The sequence below is a fragment of the Microbacterium sp. CFBP9034 genome (assembly GCF_034045255.1).
Lineage (GTDB): Bacteria > Actinomycetota > Actinomycetes > Actinomycetales > Microbacteriaceae > Microbacterium.
Genome location: NZ_JAXCWC010000001.1, coordinates 408175 through 426180 on the forward strand (window position 1 = coordinate 408175; position 18006 = coordinate 426180).

Consider the following 18006-nt stretch of genomic DNA (forward strand, 5'->3'; position numbering starts at 1 on the left):
GTGACGTCCCGACGTCAGGCGCCTTCCCGCCGTCGCACGAGCAGCGCCGCGCCGAGCATGATCAGCGCGATCGCACCGATCGGCACGACCGGCGCGATCGCACCGCCACCGGTCGCCGGCAGGTCGCCGCCGCCGCTGCTGTTGGCGATGTTGTTCAGCTCGAGCGAGATCGTGGTGTCGGCGGTCACGTTCGTCGGCACGAGGTAGCGTCCCGGTTCGTCGAGTGTCAGCGGGACGCCGCCGGAGGTCCAGACGGGCGTGCCCCAGACGACTCCGGGCACGACCGGGAGGGTCGGCTCGCTCACCTCGACGATCGAACCGACCGGGAAGTCGGCCGAGACCAGGACCTCGCCCGCCCGGAACTCCGCCCAGCCTTCGGCCCCGTCGTCGGTGGCATCGTTGTCGAGCCACCATTGTCCCCGGAACACCTCGTCGGCGGGCACTCGATCCGCGGCCGGACCCGACACCTCCTTGACGAACGAGATGCGCGTGTACTCGACCGCCGTGTTGGTGACCACGGCGAGCTTCACGCGGCGGTCCACGGTGATGACGATTCCGTCCGAGGGGTGCCAGACGGGCGTCGCCCACTGATAGCCCGGCGGCAGTGCGTCTGGGGGGAGTGGAAGCTCGGCGAACCGGATCGATGTTCCGATCGGGAACTGCACGACGTCGCCCTCCGCGTCGACCGGCGCGGCCGGGGTGCCGTCCGTGGGGACCTGGATGGTGCCGGCCTGCACGCCGCCGCCCGGGAGCGTCGCGATGTACGCCACGGTGAGCGAGTCGAACAGGAGTTCGTCCGGCTCGATCCCCACCAGTTCCTTCACCACCTGGAACGACCCGGTGATCTCATCCGCCGTGTTGGTCAAGGTCGACGAGACCGTGGCCGCGGCCTCATCGCCGATCGTCACCTCAGCGGGATCGAAGCTGGCGCCGGTCCAGACGAACCCCGAGACGGCGCCAGGAGGTTCCTCGTCGAATGCGATGATCGTGCCGTAGGGGAAGAGCAGGGCGTCACCGCCGGCGTCGACCGGAGACACGGCGGTGCCGTCCGCCGGCAGCCGGACCGTCCCGGTGCTCACGGCTCCGCTGGGGGTGGTCGCCGTCCAGTTGACGGTGAACTCCGTGTCGTCGGGCAAGTCCTCGGCCGTGATCCCCTCGAGCGCCTTGGACAGTTCGAAGGTTCCGGTCAGCACCTCGTTGCCGACCTCGATGAACACATCGGCGGTGCCGGCCAGAGGGATGTCGACGATCGCCTGATCGAGGTCCACGACACCCTCGAAGCCACCGGGGCGGAATTCCTCGGTCACGCCGTTCTGCGTGACGCGGAACACGGGGAGCTCCCAGTCCGCGGCATCCACCGCAGCGCCGTCGAATGTCGGAAGCAGCTCGGCGAGCCGCAGCGTGTCGGTGCCCGTTTCGAGATCGACGAGGGCGACCGGCGTCCCGACGGTGAGGTCTCGGGTCGTGCGGGTCTCTTCCCCGGGGACCACGGGATCGACGTTGTAGCTGATCGCGTACCCAAAGCGCGGATCCGCGCCCTCGCCGGACACCTGCTTGGTCACCGTGACGGTGCGCTCATCCGAGTCCTCGACGAGGACGTTCACCAACCCCACCGCGACTGTGGTGTCATCGGTGATGGTGAAGGTGCTGCCGGGCATCCAGACCGGGCTGCCCCACTGGAATCCGGGCGGTGCCGCGATGCCCGAGAGATCCTCCGTGAGTGAGATCTCGGTTCCGAGCGGGAAGGATCCTTCGGGACCGACCGGCGTGCCGTCGAAGTCGACGGCGAGCGTGCCCGTGCCGATCTCGGTGCCGTCGAGCGTGGCCGTCCAGGTCACCGGGACCGTGCCGGTGACCGCCGGTGCCGCGGGGTCGCCGGGATCGACTTCGACGACGCTCTTGGACACCGTGAACGTGCCGGTGATCTGCGTCGCGATGTTCGCGACCGTGACGTCTACCGTGGTGTCCGCGCCGATGATGATGCTCGGTGGCGTGATGACCGGCGTGCCCCAGGTGTAGCCCGGAACGCTCTCCGGCGCGACCTCCTGGAAGCTGACGACCGTTCCCACCGGGAAGCTGACACCCGCGTCGATCCAATCACCGCTCGCGGGCAGCTCGAGTGATCCGGTGACGGCCTCGGCGTCGGGGATGGCGGCGGAGTAGTTGAGGGTGAAGGTCGTACCGGCCGGCAGGTCGGCCGCCGTGATGCCCTCGAGGGCCTTGCGCGCCCGGAACGTGCCGGCCTCGCTGTTGTCGCACGAGAGCTGGCCGCTGAAGAGGAAGGTGTGGATCTCGCCGCCCTGCAGGATCACATTGCGCGCGAGCACCTGGCCGTCCAGCGGTGCCGCGTTCACGGTGAGGGTCGCCTCGGGGGCGTAGATGGACCCGTCGATGCGGCCCTGTGCCGCGTTCACCGTGACGGCGCCGGTCTCGGCCGACAAGTCCCACATGATGTACGGCGAGTAGGCGCCCTGTGGATCCATCCGTGCGGCAGAGACCGTTCCGAGCCCGGCCGGAACCCTGATGATGAGCGGATTGCCGGCACCGGGAGTCGGTCCGGTCGAGAGTTGGAGGAGCGAGGCATCGGCGATGTCGGCGTAGTCGACGACGTTCGGCTGATCGGGGCTCAGGGGCTCGAGCACGACCCGGTCTCCAGCGTCCTCCGCGACGCCGACCGGATAGCCCACGTCGTTGCCCGGGTCCGCCAGGTCGTCCAGGCACGACGCCGCGTCGGCGTAGTTCGCCTCCTGGTTCGCCTCGACATAGTCGGCCACGGCTGTCGGCCCGGTGTTGAACGTGTAGATGCTGCTGTTGCCGACCGCGGACGAAGGAGGTGTGGCATTCGCCGGATAGTCCTGGTGCGTCGCGTCGATGAGCGGCGTGAGATCCGGGATCAGGGGATCGCGGTTCATGCGGAGCCAGCTTCCGCGTTGGAACGGCTGGAACACCGACTCGCGCTGCACGAGCTTCAGGTCGCCCTGGAGCGTCGGATCGGAGGTGCCCGCGCTCGTGATCGCCAGGATGCCGGTGCTCGCGGGACTGTACGACCCGACGAGGAGACGGGTCGGGTCGCCGTCGACCGTGGGCAGGGTGTAATCGCCGGTGCCCGCGATGACATGGGCGAGCGTGTACTGCCCGTTCGCGCTCACCGTCGCGGTGTCGCCGACGGCGATCGTGCCCTCGGTCTCGTCGTTGTCGAGGGTCGCGTCCTCGCGCGCGTACACCGTGAATCCGCCGTTCATCGCGAACGGATTGAAGGAGGCGGGCGGGGCCGCATACGCAGGTTCGGTGTTCGTGACCACTGCGCCGGCGGCAATGATGCCCGCCGCAGCGGCCATGGCGACCACCGCTCGAAGCCGTCGTCGGATGACCGGCCGGATACCGTTCTGCATGTGCGTTCCATCCCCCTGCCGGGCGCAGGTGCGCCACTCCCGACGAGAGCGACGATACCCGGGTCTGTCCATTCCGTCACGGACAAGCCGACATCGCGGCACCGCACCGCTAGGGGTCTGGCACCGCGCTCCCCGGTCGGGCACGATCGACGGATGGCCGATCTCGACGATGTGAGGGCGATCGCCCTCGCGCTGCCCGCGACGCACGAAGGTGTCGACGGCCACCGCGGGGGAGCGATGTGGCGCACGACCGCGGGCGCGTTCGTGTGGGAGCGAGGGCCGGGCGCCGCCGACCTGGCCGCACTCGAGGGTCTCGGTCGCTCCTGGCCGGAGGGGCTGGTGGTGGGGGTGCGGACCGACGGCCTCGACGAGAAGGAGGCGCTTATCGAGACCTACCCGGACGCCTTCTTCACGATCCCCCACTTCGACGGGTATCCGGCCGTGCTCGTGCGGTTGGATGCCGTCGACCTCGAGCAGCTGCGCGAGGTGGTGACCGACGCCTGGCTGCTCCGCGCGCCCAAGCGCGTCGCCAGGGAGTGGCTCGCCGAGCACGGCACGGCGGATGAGGCGTAGGGGTCAGGCGGTCCGCACGCGGGCGTGCGTCATGCCCCCGTCCACTTCGAGGACGGCGCCCGTCGTCGAGCCGGACCCGGGGTGTGCGAGATAGAGGATGGCTCCGGCGACCTCCTCGGGCGTGACCATGCGACCCGTCGCCTGGCGGGCGTCGAGCGCGGCGCGCTCCCGTGCCGGGTCGTCGAACTGCGTGAGGAAGCGATCGACGAACGGCGTGGCCACCGTGCCGGGGCTGACCGCGTTCACCCGGATGCCCTCGCCGACGTGGTCCGTCGCCATCGCGTAGGTGAGCGACATCACGGCGCCCTTGGTCGCCGAGTACAGCGCGCGTCGCGGCAGCCCGTTGAGGGCCGCGATCGAGCAGAGGTTGACGATCGCGGCGTGATCCGAGGCGCGCAGGTGAGGAAGCGCCGCGGAGGTCGCGCGGGCGATGCCGGTGACGTTGATGTCGAGCACGCGGGCCCAGTCGTCGTCGCCCTGCTCTTCGACGGTCCCGATCGCGCTCACCCCGGCGTTGTTGACGAGGATGTCGATCCCGCCGAAGCGCGCCACGACCTCCTCGACGGCGCGTGACACCGACGCGCGGTCGCGCACGTCGGCCACGACGCCGAGGAGCGGCTCGCGCACCGACGATGGGTCGAGGTCGAGGACGGCGACCGACGCACCCCGCTCGGCGAATGCCAGCGCGGTCGCCAGCCCGATGCCCGAGGCGCCGCCGGTGACGACGGCGGTCAGGCCGTCGAAGTCGCCGCTCATGCCTGCACCATCCGCTGCCGCGCGCGACCGAGTCCGTCGATCTCGAGCTCGACGACATCGCCGTCGCGAAGGTAGGGCGTGCCCTCCAGGCCCAGCGCCACGCCGGCGGGGGTGCCGGTGTTGATGAGGTCGCCCGGTCGCAGCACCATGAACTGCGAGAGGTACCAGATCACGTAACGGACGCCGAAGATCATGTTCGCCGTGCTGCCGTTCTGGCGCAGCTCGCCGTTGACCCACAGCCGCAGGCCGAGCGCCTGCGGATCGGCGACGTCGGACGCGGCGATCAGGTGGGGACCCAGGGGATTGAAGGTCTCGCAGCTCTTGCCCTTATCCCACTGGCCGCCGCGTTCGAGCTGGAACTCGCGCTCCGACACATCGTGCGAGAGCACATAGCCGGCGATGACCTCATCCGCCTGCTCGGGCGAGTCGAGGTAGCGGGCGGTGCGCCCGATGACCACGCCGAGCTCGACCTCCCAGTCGGTCTTGGTCGACTTCCGGGGGATGAGCACATCATCGTGGGGCCCGACGATCGTGCCGGGGTCCTTCATGAACACCACGGGCTCGCTCGGCAGCGTCGCGCCGGTCTCCTCGGCGTGATCGCGATAGTTGAGTCCGATGCACACGATCTTGCCCGGGGCTGCGACGGGTGCGCCGACGCGGAGGGAAGAGGCGTCGGCGAGCTCGGTCAGCTTCCCGGCCGATCGGGCCGACACGGCCGCGGCGACACCGCCGGAGGCCAGGAACGCTCCGTCGATATCGGCGGTGAGGGGACGGAGGTCGTAGACGCGGCCGTCGTGGTGGAGGACGGGGATCTCGCTGCCGAGGTCGCCGAGGCGTCCGAGGGTCATGTGGTTGCTCCTTCTCAGGGTGGTCGGTCGGTGTTCAGCGACTGACCGGATCGTGGCCGTCGAATGCGGCGAGGTCGGGCCTGCGTGGCGCTCCCTGCCAGTCGCCCGGGTGGGCGCAGGCCAGCGCGCCGGCGGTGACGGCGGTGCGGAGCCGCTGGGCGGCAGGGGCTCCTGAGAGCCGCTCGGCGAGGTAGCCCGCCGCGAACGCGTCCCCCGCGCCGACCGTGTCCACGACGGACACCGGGACGGCCGCGACACGGTGCAGGGCGCCGTCGATGACGGCGGCCGCGCCGTCTGCGCCGAGGGTGAGGATCGTCTCATCCGCGCCCAGGCGCGACAGCTCTCGCACGAGCTCCTCGGGGTCCGTGCCGGGGGATCCCGCTCCGGCGACCAGGAGATCGCCCTCCTCGGCGCTGGCGAACACGATGTCGGCGGTGCGGAGGAGTGCCAGGTAGTGCGGTGTGGCCTCGTCGGCGTCCCACAGGCGCGACCGGTGGTTGACCGCGAATGAGACCAGCAGTCCGGCCGACTTCGCGCGCTGGACGGCCGCGAGCACCGCGGCGCGTGCGCTGGACGAGAGCGCGAGAGTGATCCCTGTGACGTGCAGGATGCGGTGGTCCTCGAGTCCGCTGCCCTCGAGGTCGGCGGGCGACAGGCGGCTTCCCGCGCTCCCGCGACGGTAGTAGTCGACGACCGTCGCGCCCGCGCGCGGCGTCGACTTCAGCATCAGGCCGGTCGGGGCTTCGGTGTCGACGACGGCGTGCACGGTCACGGACTCGGAGCGGAGATCGCCGGCCACGCGGCGACCCAGGGCGTCGTCGCCGACACGCCCGAGCCAGGTGGCTTCACCGCCGAGCCGGGCGACCCCGATGGCGACATTGCCCTCGGCGCCCCCGGTGTCGATGTGGGCGGTCGCGAGTCGTTCGAGGCCGCCGATCCCATCGCCGCGGATGAGGCCGAGTCCTTCGCCGAGTGTGAACAGCCCGGTCATGACCCGGCCCTCGCAGCGTCGCGTGCCTCGGCCGCGGCGCGGCTGCGCGTCGAGATGAGGTCGAAGTCGCCGTCGGCGATGGCGGCGCGCGGCACCATCCAGCTGCCGCTCACCGCGAAGACGTGCGGGCGACGGAGATACGGCCCCACGTCGTCGGGCGCGACGCCGCCGCTCGGGAGGAACGCGACCTCACGGAAGGGCGCCGCGAGGGCGTCGAGGTAGGCAGGGCCCCCGAGGAGCCCGGCCGGGAACACCTTGACGTGGGCGAACCCGTCGCCGAACGCTCGCTGGACCTCGGTGGGGGTGGCCACGCCGGGGATCATCGTGACGCCGTGGCCGGCCACGGCGCCGGCGACCGCCGGGTCGTAGCCCGGACTCACCGCGAATGCCGCACCGGCATCCGCTGCAGCTTTCGCCTGATCGACCGTGAGGACCGTCCCCGCACCGGCGAGGAAGCCCGGAACCGCTGCGGCAGCCCGGAGGGCAGCGATCCCGGCGGGCGTGCGGAGGGTGAACTCCGCGCAGCCGATCCCTCCGGCGAGCAGGGCCTCGGCAAGGGCGTGCGCCCGGCCGGGGTCGTCGATGACCACGACGGGGACGATCCCGATCCGTGTGACCTCGGCGACCGCGCTCATCGCCCGAGCCACCCGCCGTCGACGGGGAGGACGATGCCCGAGACGTAGTCGGACGCGGGGGAGGCGAGGAACACCGTGGCGCCGGCGAGATCGGATGCCTCGCCCCAGCGTCCGGCCGGGATGCGGTCGAGGATCGCGGTCGAGCGTGCGGCGTCCGCGCGCAGGGCCTCGGTGTTGTCGGTCGAGATGTACCCCGGCGCGATGGCGTTGACGTTGACGCCGTGCGCGGCCCACTCGTTTGCAAGAGCACGAGTGAGGCCGGCGATCCCCGACTTCGCCGCCGTGTAGCCCGGCACGTTGATCCCGCCCTGGAAGCTGAGCAGCGACGCGGTGAAGATGATCTTGCCGCGCCCGCGCTCGAGCATCGGCCGGGCGACGGCCTGCGTCAGCCGGAACTGGCTCGACAGGTTCACCTGCACGACACGGTCCCAGAGCTCGAGGGGGTGCTCCGCCGCCGGTGCCCGCTCGATGGTGCCCGCGTTGTTCACGAGGATGTCGACGCCGCGCGTCGCGAGCTCGGCGCCCAGCGCGTCGACGGCGTCCGGATCCGCGAAATCGCACGCGATGCCCTCGAAGGTGCGACCGGCGCCGGTCACGGCATCCTCCACGGCACTGCCGCTGCGCGGCTGCGAGGTGCTGACGCCGATGATGTCGGCCCCCGCCTCGGCGAGCGCGGCCGCCATGGCGAACCCGATCCCGCGCCGGGCGCCGGTGACGACCGCTGTCGTTCCCCGGAGGGAGAAGAGCCCGCTCACTGCTGGCCCCCCACATCGACGAGGATCTTCATGGCCCGACCTGCCTCGAGGTCCGCGAAGGCGTCCTGGGTCTGCGTGAGCGGCACGATGCGGGTGATGAGCAGATCGGCGGGGATGACGCCCTCTGCGACGAGGTCGACGGCGGTCTCGAAGTCCACACGCTGGTAGACGCGGGCGCCCAGGATGCTGAGCTCGCGCCAGAAGACGCGCTGCAGGTCGATCTCCCGGGGCGTCGGGTGGATGGCGACCACGACGACGGTGCCGCGCACCTTCGCCAGCGATGTCGCTCCCAGTACCGCCTGGGCCGCGCCCGATACCTCGAAGACGACATCGGCCCCGGCACCGGCCGACCACTCGGTGACCCAGGCGATCTGGTCCACCGCGCGCGGGTCGAGGGTGGTGAAGCCCAGGTCCTCGATCTGCGTCCGGCGCTTCTCGTCCAGCTCGACGACGACCACGTCGCCGCCGAAGTGCCGGGCGACGGTGGCGATCAGCACGCCGATCGGGCCGCCCCCGATGACGACGGCCTTCTGCCCCGGGGTCAGCTGGGCGCGGCGCACGTCGTGCACCGCCACTGCGACCGGCTCGACGAGCGCGGCATGGTCGAGGCGCAGCCCGGCCGGGAGCCGGACGAGAGTGTCGGCGGGGACGTTCCACATGGGCTGAAGAGAGCCGGGGGAGTCGATGCCGATGAAGTCGAGGTTCTGGCAGATGTGCTGGTTCCCGGCGGCGCACGCCGGGCAGGTGCCGTCCCACGAGAGCGGCATCACCGTCACGCCATCGCCCACCCTCCAGGCATCCACGCCGTCGCCGACGGCGGCGACGGTGCCGCTCATCTCGTGGCCGAACACCAGCGGCGTCTCGACCCGGGCGTCCATGCTCCCGTGCAGGATGTGCAGGTCGGTGCCGCACAGCCCGGTGTAGGCGACGGCCACCTGCACCTGACCCGGGCCGGGCGGGGCAGGTTCGGCTTCCGAGATGACGATCGTGCGGTTGCCCGCGTAGCTTGCAGTCAGCATCGACGGCCTCTCAAAGATCAGATGAATTGGGCTGCTCCCATTGTGCACCACCGTCGGCCCACTGTCTCCTTGCGGCCCGAGTCCGCCTAAACTAGCATGAGCAAACGATTGATCACGCAGGACCGACGATTCCGAGAAAGCCAGTCACACGCCATGCCTGTAGGGAACATCAGACCGCTTGAGGGACTCCTCGTCCTGGACTTCAGCCAATTCCTCGCCGGCCCGGTGGCGGCGATGCGCCTGGCCGATCTCGGCGCGCGCGTCATCAAGGTCGAGCGGCCGGGCACCGGCGACATCGGCCGCACGCTGGCGTTCGCGGGCCGCGTCGTCGACGGCGACACCGTGTCGTTCCATGCGATGAACCGCAACAAGGAGTCGATCACCGCCGATCTGAAGGTCGATGCCGACCTCGCCTACGTGAAGCAGCTGGTCGCTCGGGCCGACGTCGTCATCCAGAACTTCCGACCCGGAGTGATGGAGCGCATCGGCCTCGACTACGAGTCGGTGCGAGCGATCAATCCGGCCATCGTCTACGCGAGCGCGACCGGCTACGGCAGCGACGGACCGTGGCGGGATCGTCCCGGCCAGGATCTCCTCGCCCAGTCGATCTCGGGGCTCCCGTGGCTGAGCGGATCGAAGGCGGACGGCCCCGTGCCCGTCGGGCTCTCGATCGCCGACCACCTGCTGAGCTGTCACATCGCGCAGGGCGTGACCGCGCTGCTCGTCAGGCGCTTCCGCACCGGCGAAGGGGGCCTGGTCGAGTCCAGCCTGCTGGAGTCCATGCTGGACCTGCAGTTCGAGCTGCTGAGCACGAAGCTCAACGACGACTCCATCCAGGTGGAGCGCCACGGCACCCATTCGGCGCACGCCTTCCTGGCGGCGCCCTACGGCACCTACCCCACGAGCGACGGCTACATCGCCCTCGCGATGAACCCGATCCCGAAGCTCGGAGCGCTGCTCCAGCTCCCCGCCCTCGAGGAGATGGTCGATCCGCAGGAGGCCTGGGACCGGCAGGAGCAGATCGAGGCGCTGCTCGCCGCGCAGTTCGCCACCGACACGACCCAGCACTGGCTCGACATCCTCGATGCGGCCGACGTGTGGTGCGCACCGGTGCTGACCCTGGACGAGCTGCTCGACTCCGAGGGCTTCGCCGCCATCCGCATGACGCAGCAGGTGAGGCGCGGCGGCACGGCGATCGCGACGACGCGCAGTCCGCTGCGCATCGACGGCCAGGTGCTCACCAGCGACAAGGCGGCTCCGACGCTGGGCGAGGACGATGCCGCCGTGAGAGCAGAGTTCCCGCCGGTCTCGGAGGTGCGACTGTGACCACGATCCTCCGGGGCATCACGTGGGAGCACGCGCGCGGCTACGGCAGCGTCGCGGCGGCGGCAGAGGGGTACCGAGCGGTGCAGCCCGACGTCGAGGTGCGGTGGGAGCAGCGCTCCCTCCAGGCCTTCGCCGATCAGGCGCTCGAGCAGCTCGTCGAGCAGTACGACCTGCTCGTCATCGACCATCCGCACATCCCGCATGCGGCGGAGAACGGGCTGTTCGCGCGACTGGACGGGGTGGGTCACGACGACGAGCTCGCGGTGCTCGCCACGCAGTCCGTCGGGGCCTCCCACCTCTCCTACGCCCATGCCGGCGCGCAGTGGGGATTGGCGACGGATGCCGCGGCCCAGGTCGCCGCGTATCGGCCCGATCTGCTCCCCGAGCCGCCGCGCGACTGGGCGGGGGTGCTCGCACTGGCCGAGCAGGGGCGCGTGCTGTGGCCGTACAAGCCCGTCGACGCCTTCTCGAGCCTGGTGACCGTGGCATCCGGGAACGGCGAGGAGCCGATGCGCCGCCCCGGTGTCTTCCTGAGTCCGGACGCGCTCGCCGATGCTCTGGACACGCTGCGGCGACTGGCGCGGCTCGTCCCCGCCGAGAACAGCGGGTGGAATCCGATCCAGACCGCCGATGCGCTGAGCACCGGCGATCGCTTCGCGTACGTGCCGCTCATGTTCGGCTACACGAATTACAGCCGTGCCGGCTTCCGGCCGCACCGGCTGGCCTACATCGACATCCCCGCGTCTCGCGAAGGGGTCCGCGGGTCTCTGCTCGGCGGCGCCGGGATCGCGGTCTCCGCGCGCACGCGGCATCCGGAGCAGGCGATCGCCCACGCCTTCTGGCTGGACTCCGCCCCCGTCCAGGAGGGCGTGTACTACGACGGCGGCGGGCAGCCGGGCAATGCCGTCGCGTGGGAGAGCGATCGCACCAACGCCGATTCGCTCGACTTCTTCCGGGGGACGCGCGCCACCCTCGAGGGGGCGTACGTCCGACCACGGTTCGCCCACTACATCGAACTGCAGAACACCCTGTCGGAGTTCGTCACCGCGGCGCTGGTCGGCGAACTGGGCGACGACGCCCTGCGGGCGCGGCTCGACGAGGGCGTCGAGGAATGGCTGGTGACTTCGTGAACACGATCGACCGCTGGTACGAGGACATCGAGGTGGGCGAGCGGCGCGAGACGGTCGGCCGCACGATCACCGAGGCGGACATCGTGCTGCACGCCGGGCAGACCGGCGACTTCTTCCCGCACCACATGGATGCCGAGTGGATGGCCACACAGCCCGCCGGGCAGCGGATCGCGCACGGGACGCTCATCCTGTCGGTCGCCGTGGGGATGACGGCAGGCGACATCAACCCGCAGGCGATGAGCTACGGCTACGACCGCATCCGGTTCATCCGACCCGTCTTCATCGGCGACACCATCCGGGTGACGGCCGAGATCACCGACAAGACCGCGCACGCGAAGCGTCCGGACGAGTACGGCTACGTGCACGAGCTCGTGTCGGTCGTCAACCAGCGTGGCGAGACCGCGATGGTGCTCACCCACCTCTACCTCGTCAACCGGCGCGGCTCCGGCGACGCGTGATCCCTACACTGGGCGCATGGCCACGCTGAGTGATGTCGCGGCGCGCGCGGGCGTGTCCGTCTCGGCGGTCTCGCGGGTGCTGAGCGACGCTCCGAGCGCGCGTGTCAGCGAAGACACGCGCCGGCGGATCCAGGATGCCGCGCAGGAGCTGGGCTACCGCCCGAACTTCGCCGCGCGAGCGCTGAAGTTCTCCCGCACCAACGTCGTGGGCCTCATCGTCCCCGACCTCACCAATGCGATCTTCACCGAGCTGATGCGTGGCGTCGAGGACGAGGCGCATCGCCGCGGGTACATGGTTCTGCTCGCGCGCGCCGAAGGCATGCCGGAAGGCGAGGAGTCGATTCCCCGGCTGATCGGCGAGGGGCGCGTGGACGGCGTGCTGGTGCAGGTGGGCGATCACATGCGGCCGCACGACCTGCAGAAGCTCGTCGAGGGCACCCTGCCGGTGGTGTTCGTCAACTCCATCCACCCGCAGCGGGCGGGCTCGGTGGTGCTGGAGGACGAGGCCGGGATGCGCCTGGCCACCGAGCATCTGATCGGACTCGGCCATACGCGCATCGCGTTCATCGGCGGCCTGCCGAGCTCGGACACCTCCGAGCGCCGTGAGCAGGGCTTCCGGGCGGCGATGGCGGATGCCGGGCACGCGGTCGACGACGACCATCTGACCCGCCTGGGCTACGACCCGCGCAGCGGGGGAGCCGCACTCGCCCGGCTGGCCGCGCTCGAGCCCCGTCCGACCGCCGTGGTCGTGGCGAATGTCAACGCCGCCCACGGTGCCCTCCTCGAGGCTCGCCGCCTCGGGCTGCGAGTCCCCGAAGACCTCTCGCTGGTGGCGATGCACGACGCGTGGACCGCGGAGAACGCCTGGCCTCCGCTCACGACGGTGCGGATGCCCCTGTACGAACTCGGGCGCGCCGCGATGGCCGCGATCTTCGACCGCATCACGTCGGGCGCGGTGTCGGATGTGACGGTCAGTGAGCCGGCGCCCGTGCTGATGGTCCGAGAGTCGACGTCGCCCCCACCCGCCTGACGCCAAAGAGCGGATCTTTCCGGAGCATTTCGGGAGAACCGCTCCATGGATCGTCGCTGAACGTCCAATTCATCCAATGAATCGTCTAGCATGGGGAAGTCGACGGAGGGAACACCATGCAGACTCGCGCGATGCGGCGCGGCCTCGAGCTCACGTTGCTCGGGCTGGGCGCGGCACAGCTGGGCAACCTCTACCGCGTCACGACGGAGCAGGAGGTCGTCGACACGGTGGACGCCGCGTGGGACTGCGGCATCCGCTATTTCGACACCGCTCCCCACTACGGCGTGGGACTGTCCGAGCGCAGGCTGGGTGAGCAGCTCCGGCGCCGGCCGCGCGACGAGTACGTGGTCTCGACGAAGGTCGGACGACTGCTCGAACCGAGCCCGGGTACGGCCCACGAGCGTGATGCCCAGGGCTTCGACGTGCCCGCCGACCCCGTCCGCCGGTGGGACTTCACCCGCGACGGCGTTCTGCGCTCCGTCGAGGAGTCGCTCGAGCGCACCGGTCTGGACCGCTTCGACATCGTCTACCTCCACGATCCCGACGACCACTTCGACGTCGCTTCCACCGAGGGGATCGGCGCGCTCATCGAACTGCGCGAGCAGGGCGTGGTGTCGGCGGTCGGCGCCGGGATGAACCACGCCGCGCCGCTGGCGGAGCTGATCCGGCGGGCCGACGTCGACATCCTGATGTGCGCCGGACGCTTCACCCTGCTCGACGGCGAGGCGCTCGACGAGCTCCTGCCGCTGGCGCTCGAGCGGGATGTCGCCATCGTCGCCGCCGCGGTGTACAACTCCGGACTGCTGAGCACGCCGCGCCCCGCCCCGGATGCGATGTTCGACTACCTGCCGGCACCGCCGGCGCTCCTCGCACGGGTGAACGCCATCGCCGACCGGTGCGAAGCGCACGGCGTGACCGTGCCCGAAGCGGCGATCGCGTACGTCGCACGGCATCCCGCGATCGTGAGCGTCGTGCTGGGCGCCCGCGGACGCGGTCAGGTGACGCAGAACGCGGCCCGCGCTGCGGCATCCATCCCCGACGACCTCTGGCGAGACCTCGCGGAGACCGGCCTCATCCCGAAGGACCCCGCATGACGACCATCACCGCTGTGACCGCGCACGATGTGCGCTTCCCGACCTCGCTGACGATGGACGGATCGGACGCGATGAACAAGGACGGCGACTACTCCGCCGCCTATGTCGTCGTCCACACCGACGATCCTGCGGTGAAGGGCTACGGATTCACCTTCACCATCGGGCGAGGCAACGATCTGTGCGTCGAGGCCGCCCGCCAGCGGGGCCTGCCCCTGATCGGCAGGTCGGTCGAAGCGGCCGTCGCGGATCTCGGCGGCGTATACCGGGAGCTGGCGAGCGACTCGCAGCTGCGGTGGCTCGGTCCCGAGAAGGGTGTCGTCCACCTCGCGATGGCCGCCGTCATGAACGCGATGTGGGACCTCGCCGCGCGGCTGGCCGGAAAGCCGCTGTGGCGCCTGCTCGCCGACATGAGCCCGGAAGAGCTCGTCGACGCGGCGGATCTGCGCTATCTCTCCGACGCGCTGACGCGCGACGAGGCGATCGCCCTCCTCACCGACCTGGCCCCCACGCGCGCCGACCGGATCGCCGAGCTCGAGGCCCGCGGCGGCTACCCCTGCTACACGACCAGCGCCGGATGGCTCGGCTACAGCGACGACAAGCTCCGTCGCCTGCTGCAGGAGGCCGTCGACGAGGGCTACCGCCACGTCAAGCTGAAGGTCGGCGCGAATCTCGAGGATGACATCCGGCGACTCACCATCGCCCGCGAGGTCATCGGCTGGGACGCGAACCTGATGATCGACGCGAATCAGGTGTGGGACGTGCCGGAGGCCATCGAGTGGATGGGCCACCTCGCCGAGTTCCGGCCGATGTGGATCGAAGAGCCCACGAGCCCCGACGACATCCTCGGCCACGCCGCCGTCCGCCGGGCCGTTGCTCCGATCGGCGTCGCGACGGGGGAGCACGGCATGAACCGAGTGCTGTTCAAGCAGATGTTCCAGGCCGAGGCGATCGACTTCTGCCAGCTCGATTCGGCGCGGCTGGCCAGCGTCAACGAGATCCTGGCCGTGTACTTCATGGCGAAGAAGTTCGGCGTGCCGGTGTGCCCCCATGCGGGAGGCGTCGGGCTCTGCGAGCTCGTCCAGCACCTGTCGATCTTCGACTTCGTGTGCGTGTCGGGCTCACTGGAGAATCGGGTGACGGAGTTCGTCGACCACCTGCACGAGCACTTCGTCGATCCCTGCATCGTGGAGGACGGCTCCTACGTGCTCCCCGGGCTGCCCGGGTACAGTGCCCAGATGCACGACTCGTCGGTGGCGGAGTACTCCTTCCCCGACGGGACCTTCTGGGCGTCGCGCTGACGCCTCCTACGACGCCTCCGGGTCCTCGTCGGCGTGCGCGGCGCTGAACTCCTCGACGCCGAGGAGGTGCACCGACATGCGGATGCGCGCCCGCTCCGGGTCGCGGCGCACCAGCTCGTCGAGGATGGCCCGATGCTCCGCCTGGGTCTCGCGGACCGACCCGCGGTGCGAGATCGCCCGCCACAGTCGGGCGCGAAAGGTGCGGCCGACCAGCGTGTCGATGATCGCGGCGAGGGGCGGGTTGCCGCTCGCCCGGGCGATCAGGCGATGGAACTCGGTGTCGGCGTGGATGAAGGCCTCGAGGTCCATGTCGGGGTCGCTCTCGAGGATGCGGTCGACCACGCCCAGCACGCGATCGAGCTCGAGGATCTCGTCGTCGCTCAGCCGCGTGGCGGCCAGCGACACGCTCTCGGTCTCGAGCACGCGTCGCACGGCCAGCAGGTCGGCGGCATGCGCGGGCTGCTGCAGATCGGCGAGGAACCCCAGCGGGCTGAGCAGCGTACGAGGGTCGAGCGACGTCACGTACGTCCCGTCGCCCTGCCGCGTCTCGAGCACGCCGAGGGTGGCGAGGGCCCGGACGCCCTCACGCAGAGAGCCGCGGGAGACGCCGAGCTGCGCGGCCAGGTCCTTCTCGACGGGGAGCCGCGATCCCGGGTGGAGCTCGCCGCGCGTCAGCATGCCCTTGATGCCGTCGATCACGACATCGGTCTGCGAGCGGGTACCGGCGCCGGTCTCGTCGATCATGCGTGTCAGTGTACGGTTCTCGACGATCATCAGAGGACTAGCCGATGATCAATCGTTTGCTCTAGCATGAGAGCGTTCAGACATCCGATGATGAGCGGGTTTTCGATGACGAACCCAGAATCCGACGAGCACGACCTCTCCGTCGCCGACGTGCGAGCGGTGCTGCTCTCGCACCGGTACGCGCCGGGCGAAGAGCTGACCTGGGTGGGCGGAACGATCCGTTCGTGGGACGCCGCGCTCGTCATCGTCACGCTGAGCGACGGGACCACCGGGGTGGGAGAGGCGGGTGCGGGCATCATGGCCGCCCAGGCGGTGCCCGGCCTCGTCGAGGCGTACCGGCCCTACATCCAGGGTCGGAGCTTCGCCTCCCCGTTGGATGTCGGCGACCATCTTCGCGCCCATACGGCCTTCTGGTCGCGAGGAGGCATCGCGAGCGGGGTGGCCGGCGCGCTCGAGACGGCGGTGCTGGATGCCGCGGCCAAGCGCTCGGGCGTGCCGGCCTACGACCTTCTCGGCGGCGCGCGGCGCCCGCACATCGAGGCGTACGCGAGCGGCGGCCTGGGCACCACGTTCGACGAGGTCTCCGCGTGGGCCGAGGACCAGGTCGCGGCCGGCTTCGGCACCGTCAAGTTCCGGGCGATGGAAGACGCCGACACCACCCTGCGGCTGCTCGACCATGTGGTGTCACGGCTTCCGGACGGGACGCGGTTCATCATCGACGCGGTGCAGGCGTGCGCATCCCATCCGTGGACCCTCGAGGACGCGATCCGCGTCGGACGCCGGGCCGCCGAACTCGGCGCCCGCTGGTACGAGGAGCCCTGCCAGGCCGACGACGTCGAGGGCTACGCCGCCGTCCGCCGCGCCGTCGGGGTCGCCGTGTCCGGGGTGGAGTCCAACGGCACCGAGCGGGAGTTCGCACAGCTGCTCGATGCGGGCGCGCTCGACATCGCCCAGCCGGACGTGACGTTCGTCGGCGGTCCCCGGGCCTTCTCGCGAGTGGCCCGCCGCGCGCACGAGGCGGGGGCCGCGTGCGTGCCGCATGTCTGGGGCAGCGCCGTGACGTTCGCCGCGAACCTGCACACCGTGCTCGCCGACCCCTATGTGGAGCTCTTCGAGTACTGCACCCTGCCCAATCCGCTGCGGGACGCCCTGCTCGTCGAAGCGGTGGACTTCCGCGACGGCCGGATCCACGCGCCCACCGCCCCCGGCCTGGGCGTCGAGGTCACCGCCGACGTGGAGCGCGACTTCGCATTCAGGCCCGGAGGTGGTCATGTCATCCGCTGAAACCCGCGGGTTCTTCCCGCTTCCGGGCGACGAGCGGCTCACGACCGCGATCCTGAGCGACTCGTGCGACGCGGCGGGGCTGCGAGCCCAGGTGCTGACCGAGCGCCTGGCGCCGGTCGTCGCCGGCACGCGGACGATCGGACGCGCCCGGACGCTGCGTTTCGCGCCGTCGCTCGTCGACCAGCCGGAGGATCCGTACGGCGATGCGATCGACGCGATCGACGATCTCGGTGAGGGCGAGCTGGTCGTCATCGCGACGGATCGGAGCAACGACTCCGCGTTCTGGGGCGAGCTCTTCAGCGCGGCGGCCCGCGGTGCCGGCGCGGTCGGAGTGATCACCGACGGCAACCTCCGTGACACCGATCGCATCGCCGCACTCGGATTCCCCGCCTTCTCACGCTCGCGGCGGCCGATCGACTTCCGTGCTCGCCTGCGCATCGTCGACGTGGATGCACCGGTCGTGCTCGGCGGAGTGAGGATCGAAGCGGGCGACCTCGTGATGGCCGATGACGACGGCGTGGTGGTCGTCCCGCGGTCCCACGAGGAGCGGGTGCTGGGCCTCGCCCGCGAGAGGGCGTCGCGCGAGTCGACCGTGCTCACGGAGCTGCTGGCGGGGGAGTCCCTGCGCTCCGTGTGGGACCGGCACCGCGTACTGTGACCCGACGGCGCACCG

General features: G+C 70.6%; 17 protein-coding genes. 9 read left to right on the top strand and 8 right to left on the bottom strand.

What is annotated here, in order from left to right; all coding sequences use genetic code 11:
• Nucleotides 1-14: 14 nt before the first annotated feature.
• Nucleotides 15-3392: a DUF5979 domain-containing protein gene (locus SOM19_RS01805; protein ID WP_320484837.1), complete on the bottom strand. Its 3378-nt coding sequence runs from the start codon at nt 3390-3392 to the stop codon at nt 15-17.
• A 153-nt stretch (nt 3393-3545) separates the two neighbouring features.
• Between SOM19_RS01805 and SOM19_RS01810 the strand changes: the two genes are divergently transcribed.
• Complete coding sequence (locus SOM19_RS01810; RefSeq protein WP_320484838.1) at nt 3546-3965, top strand: MmcQ/YjbR family DNA-binding protein; 420 nt, start codon at nt 3546-3548, stop codon at nt 3963-3965.
• Between the two features lie 3 nt (nt 3966-3968).
• Here the strand turns inward: SOM19_RS01810 and SOM19_RS01815 are convergent, their stop codons facing one another.
• From SOM19_RS01815 to SOM19_RS01840, 6 genes are read right to left on the bottom strand one after another with little or no spacing between them, the layout of a single operon-like run.
• Nucleotides 3969-4721, bottom strand: a complete 753-nt coding sequence (locus SOM19_RS01815) for an SDR family NAD(P)-dependent oxidoreductase (RefSeq protein WP_320484839.1) — start codon at nt 4719-4721, stop codon at nt 3969-3971.
• Nucleotides 4718-5569, bottom strand: a complete 852-nt coding sequence (locus SOM19_RS01820; RefSeq protein ID WP_320484840.1) for a fumarylacetoacetate hydrolase family protein — start codon at nt 5567-5569, stop codon at nt 4718-4720. The genes SOM19_RS01815 and SOM19_RS01820 overlap by 4 nt, the downstream gene beginning before the upstream one ends.
• A 34-nt stretch (nt 5570-5603) precedes the next feature.
• Complete coding sequence (locus SOM19_RS01825) at nt 5604-6560, bottom strand: sugar kinase (RefSeq protein WP_320484841.1); 957 nt, start codon at nt 6558-6560, stop codon at nt 5604-5606.
• Complete coding sequence (gene eda / locus SOM19_RS01830; protein ID WP_320484842.1) at nt 6557-7195, bottom strand: bifunctional 4-hydroxy-2-oxoglutarate aldolase/2-dehydro-3-deoxy-phosphogluconate aldolase; 639 nt, start codon at nt 7193-7195, stop codon at nt 6557-6559. The genes SOM19_RS01825 and eda overlap by 4 nt, the downstream gene beginning before the upstream one ends.
• Nucleotides 7192-7950 carry an SDR family oxidoreductase gene (locus SOM19_RS01835; RefSeq protein WP_320484843.1) on the bottom strand — a complete coding sequence of 253 codons (759 nt, stop codon included), beginning with the start codon at nt 7948-7950 and terminating at the stop codon, nt 7192-7194. The genes eda and SOM19_RS01835 overlap by 4 nt, the downstream gene beginning before the upstream one ends.
• The gene (locus SOM19_RS01840) at nt 7947-8969 is read right to left on the bottom strand and encodes a zinc-dependent alcohol dehydrogenase (RefSeq protein WP_320484844.1); all 1023 of its coding nucleotides are present in this window, start codon (nt 8967-8969) and stop codon (nt 7947-7949) included. Before SOM19_RS01840 ends, SOM19_RS01835 begins: the two co-directional genes overlap by 4 nt.
• Before the next feature lie 153 nt (nt 8970-9122).
• On the opposite strand from SOM19_RS01840, the gene SOM19_RS01845 reads away from it, so the two are divergent.
• From SOM19_RS01845 to SOM19_RS01870, 6 genes are all read left to right on the top strand, one after another.
• Entirely contained in the window at nt 9123-10295 is a 1173-nt protein-coding gene (locus SOM19_RS01845; RefSeq protein WP_320484845.1) for a CaiB/BaiF CoA transferase family protein, read from the top strand.
• Nucleotides 10292-11425, top strand: a complete 1134-nt coding sequence (locus tag SOM19_RS01850) for an extracellular solute-binding protein (RefSeq protein ID WP_320484846.1) — start codon at nt 10292-10294, stop codon at nt 11423-11425. Before SOM19_RS01845 ends, SOM19_RS01850 begins: the two co-directional genes overlap by 4 nt.
• On the top strand, nt 11407-11883 hold the full coding sequence (locus SOM19_RS01855) for a MaoC family dehydratase (RefSeq protein WP_320484847.1): 477 nt from the start codon (nt 11407-11409) through the stop codon (nt 11881-11883). The genes SOM19_RS01850 and SOM19_RS01855 overlap by 19 nt, the downstream gene beginning before the upstream one ends.
• A 16-nt stretch (nt 11884-11899) precedes the next feature.
• A complete protein-coding gene (locus tag SOM19_RS01860; RefSeq protein WP_320484848.1) occupies nt 11900-12913 on the top strand; it encodes a LacI family DNA-binding transcriptional regulator in 1014 nt (337 codons plus the stop codon).
• Between the two features lie 116 nt (nt 12914-13029).
• On the top strand, nt 13030-14007 hold the full coding sequence (locus SOM19_RS01865) for an aldo/keto reductase (RefSeq protein ID WP_320484849.1): 978 nt from the start codon (nt 13030-13032) through the stop codon (nt 14005-14007).
• Nucleotides 14004-15305 (top strand): L-fuconate dehydratase, encoded by a 1302-nt coding sequence (locus SOM19_RS01870; RefSeq protein ID WP_320484850.1) that lies wholly within the window; start codon nt 14004-14006, stop codon nt 15303-15305. The genes SOM19_RS01865 and SOM19_RS01870 overlap by 4 nt, the downstream gene beginning before the upstream one ends.
• Before the next feature lie 6 nt (nt 15306-15311).
• On the opposite strand, the gene SOM19_RS01875 is transcribed toward SOM19_RS01870, so the two are convergent.
• Entirely contained in the window at nt 15312-16049 is a 738-nt protein-coding gene (locus SOM19_RS01875; protein WP_320484851.1) for a FadR/GntR family transcriptional regulator, read from the bottom strand.
• 105 nt (nt 16050-16154) lie between these two features.
• Between SOM19_RS01875 and SOM19_RS01880 the strand changes: the two genes are divergently transcribed.
• Together SOM19_RS01880 and SOM19_RS01885 are read left to right on the top strand one after the other, a co-directional pair.
• Complete coding sequence (locus SOM19_RS01880) at nt 16155-17333, top strand: mandelate racemase/muconate lactonizing enzyme family protein (protein ID WP_320484852.1); 1179 nt, start codon at nt 16155-16157, stop codon at nt 17331-17333.
• Nucleotides 17320-17991, top strand: coding sequence for an RraA family protein (locus SOM19_RS01885; RefSeq protein ID WP_320484853.1), 672 nt, complete (start codon nt 17320-17322; stop codon nt 17989-17991). The genes SOM19_RS01880 and SOM19_RS01885 overlap by 14 nt, the downstream gene beginning before the upstream one ends.
• Nucleotides 17992-18006 lie beyond the last annotated feature (15 nt).